Annotated in this window: 19 protein-coding genes; 11 read left to right on the top strand and 8 right to left on the bottom strand. The window is 59.2% G+C overall.

Annotated elements, in window-relative coordinates; all coding sequences use genetic code 11:
- Nucleotides 1-176: 176 nt before the first annotated feature.
- Both MPN23_RS15900 and MPN23_RS15895 read right to left on the bottom strand, forming a co-directional pair.
- A complete protein-coding gene (locus MPN23_RS15900) occupies nucleotides 177-1,121 on the bottom strand; it encodes a phosphotransferase enzyme family protein (protein WP_243545214.1) in 945 nt (314 codons plus the stop codon).
- Nucleotides 1,122-1,152: 31 nt separating this feature from the next.
- Nucleotides 1,153-1,599, bottom strand: a complete 447-nt coding sequence (locus MPN23_RS15895) for a hypothetical protein (RefSeq protein ID WP_243545211.1) — start codon at nucleotides 1,597-1,599, stop codon at nucleotides 1,153-1,155.
- Between the two features lie 195 nt (nucleotides 1,600-1,794).
- Between MPN23_RS15895 and MPN23_RS15890 the strand changes: the two genes are divergently transcribed.
- Entirely contained in the window at nucleotides 1,795-2,733 is a 939-nt protein-coding gene (locus MPN23_RS15890) for a sensor domain-containing diguanylate cyclase (RefSeq protein WP_243545209.1), read from the top strand.
- Nucleotides 2,734-2,738: 5 nt separating this feature from the next.
- Here the strand turns inward: MPN23_RS15890 and MPN23_RS15885 are convergent, their stop codons facing one another.
- Together MPN23_RS15885 and MPN23_RS15880 are read right to left on the bottom strand one after the other, a co-directional pair.
- Entirely contained in the window at nucleotides 2,739-2,972 is a 234-nt protein-coding gene (locus MPN23_RS15885) for a hypothetical protein (RefSeq protein ID WP_243545207.1), read from the bottom strand.
- Between the two features lie 35 nt (nucleotides 2,973-3,007).
- Nucleotides 3,008-4,480 carry an alpha,alpha-trehalose-phosphate synthase (UDP-forming) gene (locus tag MPN23_RS15880; protein WP_243545205.1) on the bottom strand — a complete coding sequence of 491 codons (1,473 nt, stop codon included), beginning with the start codon at nucleotides 4,478-4,480 and terminating at the stop codon, nucleotides 3,008-3,010.
- A gap of 260 nt (nucleotides 4,481-4,740) precedes the next feature.
- On the opposite strand from MPN23_RS15880, the gene MPN23_RS15875 reads away from it, so the two are divergent.
- The 4 genes from MPN23_RS15875 (at nucleotide 4,741) to MPN23_RS15860 (ending at nucleotide 8,642) form a co-directional block, all read left to right on the top strand.
- Entirely contained in the window at nucleotides 4,741-5,001 is a 261-nt protein-coding gene (locus MPN23_RS15875) for a co-chaperone GroES (RefSeq protein WP_243545204.1), read from the top strand.
- 30 nt (nucleotides 5,002-5,031) lie between these two features.
- Complete coding sequence (gene groL, locus MPN23_RS15870; protein WP_243545203.1) at nucleotides 5,032-6,618, top strand: chaperonin GroEL; 1,587 nt, start codon at nucleotides 5,032-5,034, stop codon at nucleotides 6,616-6,618.
- Nucleotides 6,619-6,744: 126 nt separating this feature from the next.
- Nucleotides 6,745-7,290 carry a hypothetical protein gene (locus tag MPN23_RS15865; protein ID WP_243545199.1) on the top strand — a complete coding sequence of 182 codons (546 nt, stop codon included), beginning with the start codon at nucleotides 6,745-6,747 and terminating at the stop codon, nucleotides 7,288-7,290.
- A gap of 44 nt (nucleotides 7,291-7,334) precedes the next feature.
- Entirely contained in the window at nucleotides 7,335-8,642 is a 1,308-nt protein-coding gene (locus tag MPN23_RS15860) for a right-handed parallel beta-helix repeat-containing protein (RefSeq protein ID WP_243545198.1), read from the top strand.
- Nucleotides 8,643-8,741: 99 nt separating this feature from the next.
- Here MPN23_RS15860 and MPN23_RS15855 read toward each other — a convergent pair whose 3' ends face one another.
- The gene (locus MPN23_RS15855; protein ID WP_243545196.1) at nucleotides 8,742-8,903 is read right to left on the bottom strand and encodes a bacterioferritin-associated ferredoxin; all 162 of its coding nucleotides are present in this window, start codon (nucleotides 8,901-8,903) and stop codon (nucleotides 8,742-8,744) included.
- A 138-nt stretch (nucleotides 8,904-9,041) separates the two neighbouring features.
- Here MPN23_RS15855 and MPN23_RS15850 point away from each other — a divergent pair, with 138 nt between their 5' ends.
- The gene (locus MPN23_RS15850) at nucleotides 9,042-9,320 is read left to right on the top strand and encodes a DUF2325 domain-containing protein (RefSeq protein ID WP_243545195.1); all 279 of its coding nucleotides are present in this window, start codon (nucleotides 9,042-9,044) and stop codon (nucleotides 9,318-9,320) included.
- Nucleotides 9,321-9,326: 6 nt separating this feature from the next.
- On the opposite strand, the gene MPN23_RS15845 is transcribed toward MPN23_RS15850, so the two are convergent.
- The 3 genes from MPN23_RS15845 to MPN23_RS15835 form a co-directional block, all read right to left on the bottom strand.
- Nucleotides 9,327-10,283 (bottom strand): chemotaxis protein, encoded by a 957-nt coding sequence (locus tag MPN23_RS15845; RefSeq protein ID WP_243545193.1) that lies wholly within the window; start codon nucleotides 10,281-10,283, stop codon nucleotides 9,327-9,329.
- Between the two features lie 178 nt (nucleotides 10,284-10,461).
- The gene (locus tag MPN23_RS15840) at nucleotides 10,462-11,556 is read right to left on the bottom strand and encodes an N-acetylneuraminate synthase family protein (RefSeq protein WP_243545192.1); all 1,095 of its coding nucleotides are present in this window, start codon (nucleotides 11,554-11,556) and stop codon (nucleotides 10,462-10,464) included.
- Nucleotides 11,556-12,170: a winged helix-turn-helix transcriptional regulator gene (locus MPN23_RS15835; RefSeq protein WP_243545191.1), complete on the bottom strand. Its 615-nt coding sequence runs from the start codon at nucleotides 12,168-12,170 to the stop codon at nucleotides 11,556-11,558. The genes MPN23_RS15840 and MPN23_RS15835 overlap by 1 nt, the downstream gene beginning before the upstream one ends.
- Before the next feature lie 508 nt (nucleotides 12,171-12,678).
- Between MPN23_RS15835 and MPN23_RS15830 the strand changes: the two genes are divergently transcribed.
- From MPN23_RS15830 to MPN23_RS15810, 5 genes are all read left to right on the top strand, one after another.
- The gene (locus tag MPN23_RS15830; protein WP_243545189.1) at nucleotides 12,679-14,376 is read left to right on the top strand and encodes a long-chain-fatty-acid--CoA ligase; all 1,698 of its coding nucleotides are present in this window, start codon (nucleotides 12,679-12,681) and stop codon (nucleotides 14,374-14,376) included.
- A 7-nt stretch (nucleotides 14,377-14,383) separates the two neighbouring features.
- Nucleotides 14,384-14,977 (top strand): adenylyl-sulfate kinase, encoded by a 594-nt coding sequence (gene cysC / locus MPN23_RS15825; RefSeq protein ID WP_243545188.1) that lies wholly within the window; start codon nucleotides 14,384-14,386, stop codon nucleotides 14,975-14,977.
- A 250-nt stretch (nucleotides 14,978-15,227) separates the two neighbouring features.
- Entirely contained in the window at nucleotides 15,228-16,406 is a 1,179-nt protein-coding gene (locus MPN23_RS15820; protein ID WP_243545186.1) for an ABC transporter substrate-binding protein, read from the top strand.
- A 127-nt stretch (nucleotides 16,407-16,533) separates the two neighbouring features.
- Nucleotides 16,534-17,454, top strand: coding sequence for a branched-chain amino acid ABC transporter permease (locus MPN23_RS15815; RefSeq protein ID WP_243545184.1), 921 nt, complete (start codon nucleotides 16,534-16,536; stop codon nucleotides 17,452-17,454).
- Nucleotides 17,455-17,463: 9 nt separating this feature from the next.
- Nucleotides 17,464-18,534 (top strand): branched-chain amino acid ABC transporter permease, encoded by a 1,071-nt coding sequence (locus MPN23_RS15810; protein WP_243545182.1) that lies wholly within the window; start codon nucleotides 17,464-17,466, stop codon nucleotides 18,532-18,534.
- Nucleotides 18,535-18,536 lie beyond the last annotated feature (2 nt).

The raw sequence follows: 18,536 nt of genomic DNA, 5'->3' as shown, positions 1-18,536 counted from the left end.
AAAAAAGTTTTCTCTTTCGGACCTCCCCGTTTCAGGAAATTGAAGAGGCCGGATGCATGTCCCGACAGGGCATGTATCCGGCCTCTTCAATTTCCCGAAACATATGGAGCTCCAAGGGGCCTTGCTCCTTGGCGGGTCTGGGCAGGGCCCAGCCCCCCGGGAGGGTCGCCAAAGGCCTACCCTGTTTCCAGCACGTGTCGCAACAGCCGTCCCAGTCCGACACGGTTGTCGGCGAGCAATCGCATGTACTGAATTTCGAGGTTCACCATTTCGCCATCCCGGCGGCGCAGCCATTCGGCCATCCATGCGAACCGCAGACCGAGGATGAGATGCGGCAGCAATTCCAGACTCGCCGGGTCCAGACAATCCCGATCGCGCAGAACGCGCAGCATGGCCGGGGCCAGACCGTTGGCGAACGCATCCGGGTCCTCGATGCCGACGCACCCGAGACAATTGGCCAGATCGTAGAGCCGGGGACGCACCCCGGAAAATTCCCAATCCACGACAGCGGCAACAGTCCGATCCTGCCAGATCACGTTCAGGGGATGAAAATCCCCGTGCCGCACGGCCGACGGCAGATCGCTCCACGTCGAAAGCAACGGTTCCAGAACTTGACGTGGGCCGGCAAGCGCCTCGTGCACATCCGGATGTCTGCGCCGGAGTCCCGCCATGAGTTCATCGACAAAGGCGTGCAGGGCCATGTCCGGTTCAGGCGCATACTCCGGGAAATCGCGCACGGCACAATCAAGATCGGCCAGAAATCGACCGAGCGCCTCGCCGCGTTCGGCGTGATCCACATAATCGGGCTGGGGCAATGGAGTCCCGGCCACATACGGGGAAATCTGCCAGTGAAAACCGTCGGCCTCGGTAACGTATGCACCCCCGGGCAGTGCACGGTACGCGGGAACCGAAACCCCGGCCTGCACAAGGTGATCAAGCAGTGCGCCAATGCGCTGACGGCGTTCGGGCTGGGTCGCATGCAGACGCTCCAGCATCCAGACGCGCCCCTTGTGGTCCTCGACGGCAACGCGCTTCACGCAGCGTTCCGGGCTGCCCGGCAGATTCAGGTCCGGTCTGGGCCGCACCGGCACCAGTCCCCACAACGCCAGTTTCTCGTGCATGGAAATATCCGTTTCCCCTTTCAGGCTGCCACTACGGAAGCAGCGGTTTGTAATACATGCCGATCTTCATTCGACCGGAAATGCGCTGGCTCTTGAGCTTGACCTTGAGATCATCGGTTTCCCAGCGGTAATTCTCCCAGCCCTCCTCTTCCTTGTAGGACGGGATGCCATAGGTCTCGGTCAGCACGCCGAGCACCTTTCGAAAGTCGCGGGCCTTCCTGATCTCGACCAGCCGCACGGCCAGTTTGTTGTCCCGATATCCGTAGATGACTTCCGTCTTCTCCAATCGGGCAACGGGACAGGGACAGGTTTCGTTCACCCTGTAGAACCTGATGTCACCACTGTTGTGGGAAAATTCGTGCCCGTCGAGCACGGAAACGGGTTCTCCCCACGGAATGGACGCATCCTCCCCAGCCAGCACGGTCGAACCTGCCAGACAAAGCACGAGCAGAATCGGAATCACGAAATGACGCTTCACCCTTCCCTCCTTGCAAATGGCCTTGCGAAAACATCTTTCACCGTCACACGGAGTGTCCATGAGCAGCACGGGCATGTCAATACGGCACCCGGGAAAAAGATGCATCCTCCTGCCCCCCCCGGATCAACCCGGGAGTAAATCCCTTTCTTGCCGATAGCTCTGGATATGAGACGGCAAAAGGTATATGTAACCGCCATGGATTTTCAATGGCTGCTCCATGAATGCTCCGACCCGTACGTGTTGGAGCGACTTTTCTATTTCGAACGATACGCCTGGCTCTCCCTGGCCCAGGGCATGTGCGCCGTGATCTCTCTCGAAGGGCAGATCGAGGACGTGAACACGCACTGGGACAAGGTGACATGCTACACGCGCGAAGACCTTCAGGGCTCGTATCTCATCGAGTACATCCATTTCGACGACCGGGAACGGGTGCTGGCAGAATTGCAGAAGCTGATCACGTCGGACATCGGCTCCACCTCGTTTTCCTTCCGCTTTCAATGCAAGCGGAGCAAGGAAAAGCGGCTGAACTGGAACGTGATATTCTCGCCCGACCACAATGCCTATTTCTGCACGGCCACGGATGCCTCCTCAAGCTTTCCGGACTCCACGCAGCTCGCCTACCGCGATGTGCTGACCGGACTGAACAACCGGCTTGCTCTTGAGGAACAGCTCCCGACCTTTCTGGCTGAAGCCGCGGACACGGGAGCTGATCTGGCCCTGTTCTTCATTGATCTGGACGGGTTCAAGAAGGTGAACGACACGCTGGGGCACAAGGCGGGAGACACCCTGCTCGTGCGCGCGGCCCGCAGGATGCGCGCCGTGGTCGGAGAACAGGGGGCCATCTTCCGTCTGGGCGGGGACGAATTCATCGTGATGCTGCCCCACTGCAAGAACAGGGGAGTGGCCGCAGCTCTGGCCGGACAGCTCGTGGACAGACTCCGGACCAGCTACGCCCTTGACGGAGAGCAGGTCAAAACCGGGGCCAGTCTCGGCATCGCGGCATATCCCCACGACGCCCATACGCCCGAAACCCTTCTCGACTGTGCGGACAAGGCCATGTATCAGGTCAAGGCCCGGGGAAAAAACAACTTCGCATTCTATGAGGATGTGGTGACAGCGGAACGGACGGACTGAACCGCTCAGTTGCTGGTCTTGGTCCCGGAATACGTGAAGGCCTTCCTGTCCATGGTATAATAGGTTCCCCGATCAATGCCCACGGGATTGCCGCAGGCGCAACAGACCTTGCCGTCGCGCTCCACCATGTTCCAGACCTTGTCGATGCGATCCTTGTGGCAGCGATGCACCTCGCCCTGACCTATCTTGTGGTATCTCCAGAGCTTCCTGCGGCATTTTCCGCACTTCAACGTCAGCATATACGCTCTTCAGCACAAATCCGGGCAAACCGCAATCAGCCGCGCTCGTATTTCACGGTCTCCACCGGCGGAAAATCATCGAGATTCTTGGAAACTCCGGCCTGAAGAAAGGAATCCACCCACCAGTAGATGTTGTGATGGCGCACCTGCTCCCTGAGGTTGGCCATGTGGTCGCGGCGTGTGGCCTTGTCCCAGTAGAACGCCCGATGCAGCGCCTTGGCCACCCCCTCCACGTCATAGGGATTGACCAGATACGCGTCCTTCTGGAGCTGGGCGGCGGCTCCGGCGAATTCGCTGAGCACGAGCACGCCGTCCTCCCCGGTATTGCAGGCGCAGTATTCCTTTGCCACCAGATTCATGCCGTCGCGCAGAGGCGTGACCAGCCCGACATCGGCTGCGGCATAGTGCGCCACCAGCTTTTCCCGAGGCAGACTCCGGTAGTGATAGTGCACCGGCACCCACCCAGGAAAGGAATGCCGTCCGTTGATGCGGCCCACGAGCTGTTCGATCTCGATGCGCAAGTCCCGATACTCCCCGACCTCGGTACGGCTGGGCACGGCTATCTGCACGAAATTCACACGCCCCTTGAGATCGGGATAGCGGTCCAGCAGCGTGCCGATGGAACGGATACGCTCGGGAATGCCTTTGGTATAGTCCAGCCGGTCCACGCCGAGGATTATCTTGCGATGCCGAAGCGCTTCCTTGATGCGAAAGGCTTCACGCACGATATCCGGGCGATCGGCCAGCTCGTTGAACTGGTTGAAGTCGATGGATATGGGAAAGGCGCCGAGCCGAAAGCTGCGACTGCCGACATGCACGGTGATGACTGCGCCGCGTCCCTCGATGCGCGCCTCGGGCATGAGCATGTGCAGGCATTGGACGAAGTTCCGCCTGTCCTGCATGGTCTGGAACCCGACGAGATCGTATTCGGTCAAGGCCTGAATGACTTTCCAGCGCCAGGGCAGCTTGAGAAAGATGTCGGGTGTGGGAAACGGGATGTGCAGAAAAAAGCCGGTGCTCCGCTTCACGCCCATGCTCTTGAGAAAGAACGCCTGATGCATGAGGTGATAGTCGTGTACCCAGACATAGTCGTCCGACTGCGTGGAACGCGCCACCACCTCGGCAAACTTGAAGTTCACGTCCAGATACATGCGCCAGTAGTCGGGCTTGAACCGGCAGCGGGTCTGGAAATCGTGGAACAGGGGCCAGATGATCTCGTTGGAAAAACCGAAATAGTAGTCATCCACTTCCGCGGAAGTCAGGGGAACTGCCCGCAGGTCGTACCCGGCCTCGGCGGAGAAATCGGCCAGCAGGTCGCTCACGTGGTCGTCCGTGTCCGCAGCCCCGGACCAGCCGATCCAGATGCCTCCCCTGTCCCGCAGCACAGGGGCAAGAGCCGTGACCAGCCCACCGGCTCCGGCCTTGACGGTCCATTCTCCATCCACCTCCCTGACCGCAACGGGAAGTCTGTTCGAAACCACCACCAGCCGCCGTATGCCGGGAACCATGATCAAAAACTCCTTTGTCTCTCAAGATTTTATTTCCTATATGGTAATATCGGGGTTCCGAACGGAAGGCAACCGCGCCGGAAAAACGTTTCGGAAACTCCCGGCAAAAATAACGCCAGTGCGGTTCCGCGGACAGCCTGTCCCAAAAAAACCGGTCCCATCGGTTGACAACCCGTTTCCACTGCTTACTTTCCCGCAGTTGACGAAAATTCAAGGCTTGCGCCGCAAGGGCGCATATCAATTCATAAAGGAGAAACGACATGGGAATGAAACCGCTGCATGACCGCGTGATCGTCAAGAGGCAGGACCGTGAGGAGAAAACCGCCGGAGGCCTGTTCATCCCGGATTCCGCCAAGGAAAAGCCCCAGGGTGGCGAAGTCGTCGCCGCAGGACCGGACTGCGCCACGGTCAAGACTGGCGATGCCGTGTTGTTCGCCAAGTACGCCGGGACCGAATTCAAGGTGGACGGCGAGGACATGATCATCATGCGCGAGGACGACATCCTCGGCATTTTCGCCTAAGCAACCCCAACTTCCACCAGGTATTCCAACATGTCTAAAAGCATAGATTTTCAGGCCATTGCCCGCGAAGGACTGCAAAGGGGCGTCAATACCCTTGCCGACGCAGTCAAAGTCACCCTCGGTCCCAAGGGCCGCAACGTGATCATCGAAAAGACCTGGGGCGCTCCCCAGGTGACCAAGGACGGCGTCACCGTTGCCGAAAAGATCGACCTTGACGGCAAGCTCGAAAACATGGGCGCCCAGATGGTCAAGGAAGTGGCCTCCAAGACCAATGAAATCGCGGGTGACGGAACCACCACCGCCACGGTGCTGGCTCAGGTCATCTTCAACGAAGGCGTGAAGCTGCTGGCTGCTGGCCGCAACCCCATGACCCTGAAACGCGGCATCGACATGGCCGTGGAATCGGTTGTCGAGGAGCTGGACAAGCTGGCCAAGCCCGTGAAGAAATCCTCGGAAATCGCCCAGATCGGCACCATCTCCGCCAACGGCGACAGCGAAATCGGCAACATTCTGGCCGAAGCCGTGGACAAGGTCGGCAACAGCGGCGTGATCACCGTGGACGAAGCCAAGAGCATCGCCACCGAACTCGACGTGGTGGAAGGCATGGAGTACGACAAGGGCTACCTGTCCCCGTACTTCATCAATGACAACGAAAAGCAGTCCTGCGTGCTCGAAGAGCCCATGATCCTGCTTTCCGAAAAGAAGATTTCCTCGCTTCAGCCCCTGCTGCCCGTGCTGGAAATGGTGGTCAAGGCCGGACGGCCTCTGGCCATCATCGCCGACACCGTGGAGGACGAGGCGCTGGCCGCGCTCACGGTCAACGTCATGCGCGGCACGCTCAAGGCCTGCGCCATCAAGGCCCCGGGCTTCGGCGACCGCCGCAAGGACATGATCCGCGACATCGCCATCCTGACCGGCGGCAACGTGGTTTCCGACGACATGGGCGTGAGTCTGGAAAGCCTCAAGCCGCATGAGCTGGGCACGGCCAAACGCATCGTTGTCACCAAGAACTCCACCACCATCGTGGACGGCGGCGGCAACCAGGAGCTGATCGAGATGCGCATCGACGAAATCCAGGCCCAGGCTCAGGCCGCGGGTTCGGATTACGATCGCGAAAAGCTTCAGGAACGCATGGCCAAACTGACCGGCGGCGTGGCCGTCATCAAGGTCGGCGCGCCCACCGAAGTGGAAATGAAGGAAAAGAAGGACCGTGTCGAGGATGCGCTCAACGCCACCCGCGCGGCCGTGGACGAAGGCATCGTGCCCGGCGGCGGTACCGCGCTGGTCCGTGCCGGAAAGAATCTCGCCAAGCTCAAGCCTGCTTGCGACACCGAGCTTGCCGGCGTGCACATCATTCAGAGGGCCATTGAAGAGCCTCTGCGCCAGATCGCGGACAACTGCGGTCTGGAAGGCAGCGTGATCGTCGAAAAGGTCAAGGCCCTCAAGGGCGCTCAGGGCTTCAACGGCGCAAACGGCGAGTTCGAGGACCTGGTCAAGGCCGGAGTCATCGATCCCAAGAAGGTCACCCGCGTGGCCCTGCAAAAGGCCGCTTCCGTGGCCAGCATGCTGCTGACCACCGAGTGCGCCGTCTTTGAATTCGTTGAACAGGACGACTAGCCGGGACAACTGGTCGACATAGATGGAAAGCCCCGGGCCGAGCAATCGGCCCGGGGCTTTCGCGTTGTAGCACGGCAAGGGACGGGCGCACTTCCCTCCGGACCAAGTCTCGGGTAGGATGCGGACATGGGCTTTCTGGACAGACTGATCTCTCCGGCGCGAAAGGCCGAGCATGCGTTCGAACGCGCCCGCGATGCGGAAATGCGTGGCGACTTTGCCAAGGCCGAGGAACAGTTCTCCACGGCGTCCCGCGCCTTTGACGAGCATCTGGCAGAGGCCGGAGCGGATGCCAAGCCCTCGCGTCTGGTCATGGCAGGCATCAGCTATGTGCGCATGGGCAGGGACCGGGATGCCCTGAACACGCTCCAGCGCTGCCTGTCCCTCAAGGACATCCCGGACGCGTTTGCCCACGCAGGCTATGCCGCGGCCAAGCTTGGGCTGGCCCGCGAAGCCGCGGCCTTCTGGGAAGCCTACCCCAAATGGGCGGAGCAGCCCGTGACCGCACAGGCGCTCAGGGAGCAGGCCGAGCTCATCCGGGAATCCGAATCCCCGGACCTTCAGGCATGCTGCGAAGCCGTGGCAAAGGCCATGCACCAGCAGGACCGGCGAAATCGGCAGTCGCGCCCATTTCGTCGCGGCAGGCAAAGGGTTCCCCGCAACCGGGGCTATTGATTCACAACCAGCAACCTCGGGCATGCCCGGCAAGATACCGAACCATGAGCCACCATTTCCGTTTTTTTCCGATCATCCTTGTTCTGCTCGTTCTTTCTGCGCAAACCGCTCTTGCCGATGCAATGCTGACCGGTACGGGCGATCCGGCCCGGGATGTTGCCGCAGTACAGGCTGCGGTCAGGGACGGCGGCACGATCCGGCTCAAGGGCACCTTCGATTTCGGTCAGGAAGGCCGTGTTTCCATTACCAGAGACGTGCGCCTGATCGGAGTCCGGGATTCCCGGGGCGAGCCCGGTGCCGTGATCCGGGGCGGATTCTGGTCCCTGTATTCGCCCCTGCCGGTCAAGGGTGCACCGCCAGCCAAACGCGGACCGCTCATTGCCGTGCATTCCATCCGGTTCGAACACGCCAAGGGCACCCCCCTGCATTTTCCCAACATCGGCGGGCTGGACCTGCGCGACTGCATCGTGCGCAGCATCAGGCCGCAAACGCTGAAGGTGACGTGGAAGGACGGGGACTCCATGCTCTTTCAGGCCGGAGTGGTTGTGGGCAACCGGCTGGACTACCGCAAGGACATGCTCAAGCGCGCGGCCAGCGGCACCATCCGCATCGAAGACAACCGGTTTGAAATGGAGACCCCGGAACCGCACATGACGGCCGGTCGCGGCGTGATGATCATGTGGACCTGGGGCGCAGACATCGCGATCAGAAACAACATCATCAACCACGCCTCGCGCAACGGCGTGGAAGTGCTCGACAACACGCTGGATTCCAAGGGAAGAGGCTCCATCGAAATCACGGGCAACCGCATCATGACCGAAGACGACGGCTTCCTGCATCCCAACAGCTTCGGCTCGAACGGCATCACTGCCGGCTGGTTCACGGACACCTCCGGCGGAGCGGATTTCAGCCGCAACAGCCGAGCCAGCGTGACCGGGAACCGCATCGAGGCCCGGGGCAGCAATTCAACCGGCATCCTGCTCTACGCCAATGATCCGGTCGTCGTGTGCAACGACATCATTCTGGGTGGCGGATCGGCCAGCCACGGTATCATCCAGACTGGTTCGCGCGGCTTTTTCGCCAACAACCGGGTTCGCGGGGAAGGCAGGTACGCCTTCTTCTGTCACCCGTTCGAATCGCTCCGCGCCACGGCCAACACCTTTGCCTGGACCGATCTGAACGATTTCACTCCGCTTCAGGGGCAGGCCTACATGAACGGCGCGGTCAATGTGCTGATCGGCAACGTGTCCCTGCTCACTGACAAGGGCAAGGGCAACCGGGTGGTGGATGTGCCCCCCTGCTCCCTGCCCGAAGCCGATCCCGAAGGCGAGGCATGGGCTCCTCTAGACTGAGTCCTTTTCGCTGATCCCCGTCTTCCCGGCTCCGCCCGGCAAGGCAAGGCCGAGATCCGCGCACGCCTTGTCCGCCACCTGACGGACACGTCCCAGACATCACCGGCCCGAGGGATTGAGTTCGGCGCAGCGGCAGCGTCCGGCTCGCTTCTCCTCGAGAATTCGTTCATATATTCCGGAACGCCCCCGCCCCTGCTTCACGTCCCGGACAATGTCGGCTTCGGAATACCCGAAACAGTGACAAATCGGATTCGCACTCATCGCAACCTCCCCGTTCACAACGGCAATAGACCAGACTGAAAACACAATCCAATATTTTCTGTTCAATGACTTGACAGGCCCTGGCTTCGCAGATAGAAATGAAATCGATTTTCAATCTCAATAATAAGGAGAAACATCATGTGCGCAGCTCTCATCGGCGGAATGGACAGACTGAAAAGGGAGTACATGCAGGAAGCCAAGATCAGGGGCGTGAAGCTGAAATGCTACACGGGCAAGGAACGCTCCATCGGCGACACGCTGGGCAACGTCGACCTCGTCGTCCTGTTCACCAACAAGGTCTCCCACAAAGCCAAAAAGGACGTCCTGTCCGCAATCCGCGGCAAGGACATCCCCGTGATGATGAAGCATTCGTGTGGCATCAGCACGTTGCGCAAGTGCCTGGAGGAAGTGGCGTAGCGCGGATCAGTCGGTCGGTCTTTCCCACCGCCTGATCAGGTCGACGACCTTCCTGGTCAGGCTGCTGAATTCGGGCTTGGTGACCTGCTCGTCGGCCTTGACCGCTTCGCCCTTGTGTTCGATCCCCTTGGAAATGAGGGAGGAAAACAGGGCGACCGGAAGCACGTTGAGGACCGGGTCCTCCTTGATGTTGCGAGTCAGGGTATAGCCGTCCATCTGCGGCATCTCGATGTCCGACACGACCACATCCACGTAATCAAGCGGGCTTTTGCCTTCTTCCTGCGCCTTTGCCTTGATGGCCAGCAGCTTGTTCCACGCCTCGGCCCCGTCGTTCATCAGGGCCACATCGAAATTCGCCTGCTCGAAATTCCTGCGCAACACTTCGCGAACCGAAGTGGAATCGTCCGCAACCAGAGCGCGATATCTCTGATCCGATACGAAATCGCCAAGGTCCTGCTTGAAGATGTCCTTGGACTCGTCAAGTTCGGCCAGCACCTGTTCCAGATCAAGCATGAGCACGATGCGCTCCTTGATCTGCAACGTTCCCGTGATGCAGTTGGTGGCCATGTTGGACACGTAGCGGCTGGGAGGCTCCACGTCCTTCCAGTTCACCCGATGAATCTGGGTCACGCCCGACACCAGAAAACCGGTTATCATGTTGTTGAATTCCGTGACGATGATGGGCTCGTTCCGGGTCTTGACCCGTTCCATGCCCAGCCACACGCTGAGGTCGACCACAGGCAGAATCAGGTCCCTGAGCGGAATCGTGCCGAGAAAGCTTTTGTGCGCAGCGGCTTCGGACCCTTCCAGCCCTTCCGGCGCCTCCACAACCTCAAGCACCTTGGCCACGTTCACGCCGAAATAGTGCGTATACGTGCTTTCGCCCTGCTTTTCATGGACAAAAAACTCGATGATTTCGAGTTCGTTGGTGCCGGTTTCCAGCAGAATATCCTGTTCGCTCATGATTTTCCCCCTTGCGTGCAGCACAGGCTACGGGAAAAGAAGTAGCATGAAAAGACGTTTGAGATGAATGATTTTCTGAGGAAACCAATGGAGTTCGGGCAAAAGGACAGGCCGTTTCCCGCCCCCGGAAAACGGCCTGTCAACGGAAGTTCGCTTCCGAAATCACTCTGAAAAGGACTCAGGAAGAAGTGGCCTCGGCCGTGCACTGGGTATCAGGCAGGCTCAGCGTATCCCACTGGACCGGCTCCTCGTGCTTGACCGGACGCTTGAGCACGCCGCCCACCACTTCGTCCCAATGAATGGGGGAAACGCCGACGCTCGGGCTGCGCGTGGTCAGATCGGCTTCGGCGATGCGGTGCCCTGCGGGCAGATCGCGCGAGAACACGATGCACTTGCGCAGCTTCTTGGACGCGGCCTGCTCCTCGGCAAAAACGATCTTGCCCTTGACGCACAGTGCGGCTTCGACCTCGCGGATCATGGTCACCATCTGGGCCAGCTCCGCAGGTTCCAGAGAGACCTGATGGTCCGTGCCCTTGAAGGTCTTGTCCAAAGTGAAATGACGCTCCACCAGACAGGCTCCCAAAGCAGCCGCAGCCACGCTGGGACCAATGCCGCGCTCGTGGCCGGAATAGCCCACGGGCAGGCCGTAGCGTTCACGCAGGGAATCCATGACCGGCAGACCGATCTGCTCGTTGGGGCAGGGATAGGTGGAATTGCAGTGCAAAAGGACCACGTCGTCATGCACACTGCGGATTTCGCCGAGCGCCACGTCGATGTCGTCCAGAGAACTCATGCCCGTGGACAGGACGATGGGCACCTCGGCCCGCGCATACTTGCGGATGAGCGGCACATTGACCAGATCGGCGGAACACACCTTGAGCAATTCCACGTCCAGCCCGAGAATCTGCCGCAGACTCGGCTCGTCCCAGGCCGAGGCGAAGAACACCAGACCGAGGGATTCGCTGTATTCCTTGAGCCGCCCCATCTCCTCGATGGACAGCTCAAGGGCATTGCGATGTTCTCCGTAGGTGGGACCGAAGCTGTTGCATCCCGTGTACGGTGTGGCACGGCCCTCCCGGGTCAGCAGGGCCTCCATGTCCCGTTTCTGGAACTTCACGGCCTGAACTCCGGCCTTTGCGGCCTCGTCCACCATCCGTCGGGCGATGTCGAAATCCCCCTGATGGTTGTTGCCGATCTCGGCCACCACGAAACAGGGCTCGCCCGCTCCGATACGTACTCCCGAACGAAGTTCTATCGCACTGATCGTATTCATTAAAATCTCACTATTTCAAAACCCCTGCGGGTGGCGAAAGGTTCAACCTGCCTGAATATCTCGTCCTGCTTCCCGAACGAGGTGATGACCACGGCGTCGCAGTCCACTTCCTCCAACACATGAGGCGGGGAAACCACATGACCGTGATGAATGGCGCCATGCTTCCGGGCGTCGTTGTCCAGCAGGACCACGACCTGGAAACCGGAACTCCGAATGGCGGCCAGCACCACTTCGCAGGTTTCCGCAGCACCGAAAAGGGCAAGACGGCGTTTTCCCGATTCCAGAAGGGGCCGCAGCTTGTCCAGGACAAAGTTCTTGATGGTCGTGTACAAACGTACGGTTTCCGAGGAATAGTCGGAAAACATGCGCCGCCGCACCGCCTCTCCCTCCGGGGTCAGCTTGTAACGGTAGCTTTTTCCATTGACCGGTTCGAATTCCACGTATCCGTCGGTCTGAAGCTGCTTCAAATACTGGTTGACCATGGCTCCGGACAACTTGAGCCGTTTTCCGAGTTCGAACTGGGACAGACCGCAGTCGTGGGTGAGAGAATCGAGAATGGCGAGCATTCTGGTCTGCTTGCTCGGCTTGAGATACGTTCCCTCGGAAATCAGCATGGTGATCACCTGGTTCCCGGAACGTTCCTGGGCAGCGCCAGTCATTCGCTCGCTCAATGATTTGTCCATCGGACCAGGATGTGTTTTTTTCAACTTGTGCACTCTAGTACCCCTCATAGTCAGTGTCAACCGACCCAACCGTAACCTGGGGACATCCCGGGCAGCCTTTCCGATTGATCGTTGACATACTGAATAATCGGCCGGGTTCCGGGTTTCTTTAGTCACCCGGGCAAACTCTTCCGGTCTTTCACAGGCCAATCCCATGCAAGGCGTTTGCCATCGACATTCATTCTTCGGAAATATCATCCCTATCAAACTGAATTCATTCATCTTACATGACTCATTGGGTCAGAATTGCACCATCCCCCCTTTTGCCGGTGCATGCTTTCCGTCAATTTACCGGCGCATGATTTTTCCGGCTCCTTTTGTCAAAGTTGACCCCTCCCGAACCCTATTATACTCTCGCCGGGCCTTTTCGAGGCAAAATCCACACATTGAAGGACTCCGCATGGAACAGTTGGAACGTCCCTGGCTCATGTCATACGACCCCGAAGTACCCGTTTCTCTTGATTATGAAAAAATTCCGCTCTTCCGCTTTCTGGACAGGGCGGCCCGCAAATGGCCCAAACGCAAGGCCGTGGCCTTCCGCAACTGGTCGATCACGTATGAAAAACTGAAGAAGCAAAGCGAAATATTCGCAGCCAACCTGCGCAGGGAAGGCCTGCGCAAGGGCGACCGCGTTGCCATCATGATGCCCAACCTGCCCCAGACCATCATCGCCTTCTGGGGCACGCTCCGCGCGGGTGGCATCGTGGTCATGACGAATCCGCTCTACATGGAAACCGAGATCGTCCACCAGTTCAACGACGCGGGCATCCGGTTCTGCGTAACCCTGGACATGCTCTGGCCCAAACTCGACAAACTTCGGGCCGACATTCCGGTGGAAAAATTTCTGGTCACCTCCATCAGTGAAAGCCTGAAATTCCCCCTGAACTGGCTGTACAGATTCAAGGCCAAACGCGAAGGCCATCTTCCGAACATTCCGTTCGACAAAAAGACCGTGCTGCCGTTCAAGTCCATGCTCTCGGGCAAGGAGACCTACACGAACGACAAGGTGGACTCCACGGACGTGGCCCTGCTCCAGTACACGGGCGGCACCACGGGCGTGGCCAAGGGCTGCATGCTCACCCACGACAATCTGGGCGCCAATGCACAGCAGTGCTACGCCATGCTCTACAAGCTGGCCGAAGAGCCGCAGATATTTCTGGGCATCCTGCCCTATTTCCACATCTACGGGCTGACCACCTGCCTGACCTACCCCACGCTGCTCGGCGCGACGCTGGCCCCGTTCCCGCGCTATGTCCCGGCGGACGTGCTCGAAGGCATCAAGAAACTTCGGCCCACGGTCTTTCCCGGGGCACCAGCCCTGTACATTTCCCTGCTCCAGCAGAAGACCATTGCCAAGTACGACATCACCTGCATCAACTACTGCGTGTCCGGCTCCGCGCCCATGCCCGTGGAATACATCGAGCAGTTCAAGGAAAAGACCCAGACCGTGATCACCGAAGGCTACGGCCTGACCGAGGCATCGCCCGTCACGCACCTGAACCCGCTCTTCGGCAAGAAGAAATTCGGGTCCATCGGCCTGCCCTTTCCGGACACGGACGCCAAGATAGTGGATATGGAAGTCGGCGGCGAGCCCCTGCCCCCGGGCAAGATGGGCGAACTGGTCATTCGCGGCCCCCAGGTCATGAAGGGCTACTACAACCGTCCGGATTCCACGGCCGACGTGCTGCGCAACGGCTGGCTCTACACCGGCGACATCGCCTACATGGATGACGACGGCTATTTCTTCATCGTTGACCGCAAGAAGGATCTGATCATTTCCGCCGGATACAACATCTATCCGCGCGAAATCGACGAGGTGCTGGTGCAGCACCCGGACATCAAGGAAGCCGTGGCCGTAGGCATCCCCCATGAAGGCCGCGGCGAAATCGTCAAGGTCTTTGTCGTGCCCGAAAACGGTGCCGAACTTTCCAGAAACGACGTGATAGGGTACTGTCGGGAGAAACTCGCCAACTACAAGGTGCCCCGCAGGGTGGAATTCCGCAGGGAACTCCCCAAGACCATGGTCGGCAAGGTTCTTCGCCGCGCGCTTCGCGAGGAGGAAGAACAGCGCATGCAAAAACGGAAAAAAGACAAGTGACTGCCCAATGACACCCAAATACATCTGTAAATATCGGGGCGCGATTTCACGCCAGGACCGGGAAAACCGCAACCACCACAAGGCCGTGACTCTCTGGTTCACCGGCCTGTCCTGTTCCGGAAAATCCACCATAGCCCATGCTGTCGAAAAGCAGCTCTTCGATCTTGGCCGTCAGGTCTATGTCTTCGACGGCGACAACGTGCGCCACGGCCTTTGCCGCGACCTCACCTTTTCCCCGGAAGACCGCAACGAGAACCTCCGCCGCATAGCGGAAATGACCAAGCTCTTCATGGACGCGGGCATCATCTGCCTGTGCGCCTTCATCACGCCCCGGGAATCCGACCGGCAAATGCTCCGCTCCATGCATGCGGACGGCGACTTCCACCTCGTGCATGTGGACTGCCCGGTCGAGGAATGCTCGGCCCGTGACGTGAAGGGATACTACGCACTGGCCAGACAGGGAAAAATCAGGAACTACACGGGCATATCCGCTCCATTCGACACGCCGCAGAATCCGGAACTGACTCTGGACTCCCGCAATACGGACCTCCGGACCTGCGTGGATCAGGTGATGCACTATCTCACCCCGATCATCGGCTGACGTACAAGCCGCATCCGGATTGATTGATCAGTCAAGAAATGACAATAATGAAAAAACTTCGCGGCAGCCACATGCCGCGAAGTTTTTTTTTGTCCATAAAACCCTCGCCAAACGCCAGTTTACCCCCGGAATACCTGCACTTCCGAAAATGTAACCTTGAAAACGCCTTCCGTTTGGATGGGGATTAATGTATGACTCTAATCTGTTCCGATACCAGGTTCTGTTTTTTCCAATTCATGAGGAGGAAGGAATGAGAGAATTTTTTCGAAAATCCGGTATCTTGTCACTGACGCTCCTGTGCTGCCTGACCTTTGCCGTCACGGCTCTGGCCGAGGACGTCATCAAGGTCGGCTTCAACCTGCCCCTGACCGGCGACATCCCCGAGGTGGGGGAAGGCTCGAAAAAGGCTGCCGAGATGTATCTCAAGGACATCAATGCAAAGGGCGGTCTGGAAGTGGGCGGCAAGATGTACAAGCTGGATTTCGTCTTCATGGACAACGAATCCAAGGCCGAATCCGCAGTCAACGCGGCCCTGAAGCTCATCGAGCAGGAAGAGGTTGTGGCCATCATCGGCCCGAACTCCTCCAAGCAGGCAGTCCCTGCTGGCGGCACCTGCAACGACAACCGCGTGCCCATGATCTCGCCGTGGTCCACCAACCCGGACACCACCAAGGATCGCCCCTGGGTTTTCCGCGCCGCATTTCTGGACCCGTTCCAGGGCCCCGTGGTTGCCGATTTCGCAGCCAAGAAGTTCAATGCCAAGACCGCCGCCGTGCTTTTCGACATTTCCAACGACTACTCCAAGGGACTGGCTGAAATCTTCAAGGCCAAGTGGGAAGAGAAAATGGGCGCCGACGCAGTGGTGGCCTTCGAGTCCCACGGCACCAAGGACCAGGATTTCTCGGCCCAGCTGACCAAGATCGTGTCGGCCAGGCCCGACTTCATTTTCGTGCCGGACAACTACAATCAGGTGGCCCTGATCATCCAGCAGGCCCGCGACCTCGGCTACAAGGGCCATTTCATGGGCTCGGACGCCTGGGGTACCCCGGACCTGATCAAGCTGTGCGGCGATGACTGCTACGGTCAGTATTTCTCCACCCACTACGCGGCCGCAGGCGCACAGGGCGCCACCAAGGTCTTCATCGACCGCTACAAGGAAATGTACGGCGACGTGCCTGCGGACTACGCAGCCCTGACCTGGGATTCCATCGGTCTGCTCGTGGAAGGCATCAGGAACGCCGGCGAGGTCGACAGCAACCTGCGCAAGATGCGCAAGGCCGTGCGCGAGGGACTGGCTTCCATCAAGTCCTTCCCCGGCATCACCGGTTCCATGAAATTCGACGAGCAGGGCGACCCCATCAAGTGCGCCGTTGTCGTCCGGATTTCGGACAAGGGCGAATTCATGTTCGAGGAATCCGTCTGCCCCTAGCAACCTGTCGTGACATTCCACGGGCGGGAGCCGCAAGGCGCCCGCCCGTTTCCCATGCGCAACCCGGCTCCCGGGGGCAGACTGGCAGCCTGCCGGGAGCCACTGCAACACTCAAGGATCGACCGCAGTGGACTTCATCATCCAGAATATTCTGAACGCCTTGCAATGGGGAAGCTTCTATGCGCTCATCGCCCTGGGATACACGCTCGTGTACGGGGTGCTGCTGCTCATCAACTTCGCCCACGGCGACATTTTCATGGTGGGCGCGTACATCGCGTTTTTCGTGGCCACCCTGCTTCTCGGCGGGGACGGGCTCGGTCTGGGCCTGTCTCCGGCCGTGACCTTTGCCCTGTGCATTCCCCTGACCATGGTGCTTACGGCAGGCGTGGGCGTGACACTGGAACGCGTCGCATACCGACCGCTCCGGAGAAAGGGCGCACACCGGCTGTACGTGGTCATCACCGCGCTCATGTGCGGATTGGTGCTGGAGTACAGCAACCTCACCGTGCTGGGCGCAAGCCGCAAGAAATTTCCCGAGCTTCTCGAAAAGACCATCTGGCATTTCGGCGACATTTCCGTGACCAACCTCAAGGTACTGGTCATTGTCGCTGCCGTGGCCGTCTTCGTGTTCCTGAACTTCATCGTGACCAAGACCAAGATCGGCATGGCCATGCGCGGCATCTCGTATGACAAATTCGCGATTCCGCTCATGGGCATTCCCATCGACACCATCATTGTGTTCACCTTCATTCTCGGTTCCAGCTTCGCCGGACTGGCAGGGCTCCTTTTCGCCATGTCCTATCCCATTCTGGAGCCGTTCATGGGCATGATCATCGGCTGGAAGGCGTTCATCGCGGCAGTGGTCGGCGGCATCGGCGACATCCGGGGCGCGTTCGTGGGCGGTTTTCTGCTCGGCTTCATTGAAATCGGCGTGGTTTCGGTCTTTCCGTCCACCTACCGCGACCTGTTCGCCTTTTCCATCCTGCTGATGATCCTGTGGATGAAGCCCACAGGCCTGTTCGGCGTTGCCAAGACCACCAAGATCTAGGACGGAGTCATGCAGAAATACACGCTCAACATCCTTCTGGGGTTCCTGTGCGTCGGCATCCTGCTGCTCTGCCAGTACGACATCATCGACGCCTACATCCAGACCGTGCTCATGTTCGTGGGCATCAACATCATCATGTCCACCAGTCTGAATCTGGTGAACGGCAACATGGGCGAATTCTCGTGCGGCCATGCCGCGTTCATGTGCGTGGGCGCCTATGCCTCGTCCGTGGTTTCCGTGGCCCTGTTCGGCACCAAGCTGGGCGGCCCGCTCCTGCCGGAAGCCTGGGCCATGTTCGCTTTCCCGCTGGTGATCCTGTCCGGCGGCGTGGTGGCGGCATTCGCCGGCATCATCGTGGCCCTGCCTTCGTTCAAGACTCGCGGCGACTATCTGGCCATCATCACCATCGCAGTGAACTACATGATCATCTCCGCGATCGAAAACATGAGTTTCATCGGCGGTCCGCGAGGCTTTCAGGGCATGAAGGACACTGTCTGGGCCATGCTGGACACAGTGGAACTGCCGTGGATGCCCTTCTGGGTGCTCTTCTTCACCCTGTTCACCATCTGGATCATCCGCAGATTCGTCTCCTCGACCTATGGCAAGGGCGTGAATGCCATCTGCCAGGACGAAGTGGCCGCGGAAATCATGAGCGTGAACACCAACAAGATGAAACTGATCAACTTCATGCTGTCTTCGGGTCTTGCCGGTCTGGCAGGCGGCCTGTTCGCGCACATCATCGGCTATGTGAACCCGCAATCCTTCAACATCCTGAAGTCCACCGAAGCCCTTGTCATGGTCTATCTCGGCGGCATGGGGTCCCTGTCCGGCGCAGTCATTTCGGCCATCCTGTTCACTGCCCTGCTGGAAGTTCTCCGATCGCAGGCCATCATCGATTTCCTGCTGACGCCCGTCACGTTCTTCATTCCCGACTGGGAACCCTCGGCCGGCGTGATCAAATGGGTCATGATTCCCCTGCTGCTCATCATGATCATGCAGTTCCGTCCCGAAGGTCTCATGGGCAACAAGGAACTGGTCGACGTGTTCCCGCGTCTCAGGAAATTCTACAAGTTCAAGTAAGG

Origin of the sequence: Pseudodesulfovibrio tunisiensis (assembly GCF_022809775.1) — a bacterium.
In the GTDB taxonomy this organism is placed as follows: Bacteria; Desulfobacterota; Desulfovibrionia; order Desulfovibrionales; family Desulfovibrionaceae; genus Pseudodesulfovibrio; species Pseudodesulfovibrio tunisiensis.
This window is presented reverse-complemented; position numbering and strand designations above follow the sequence as displayed.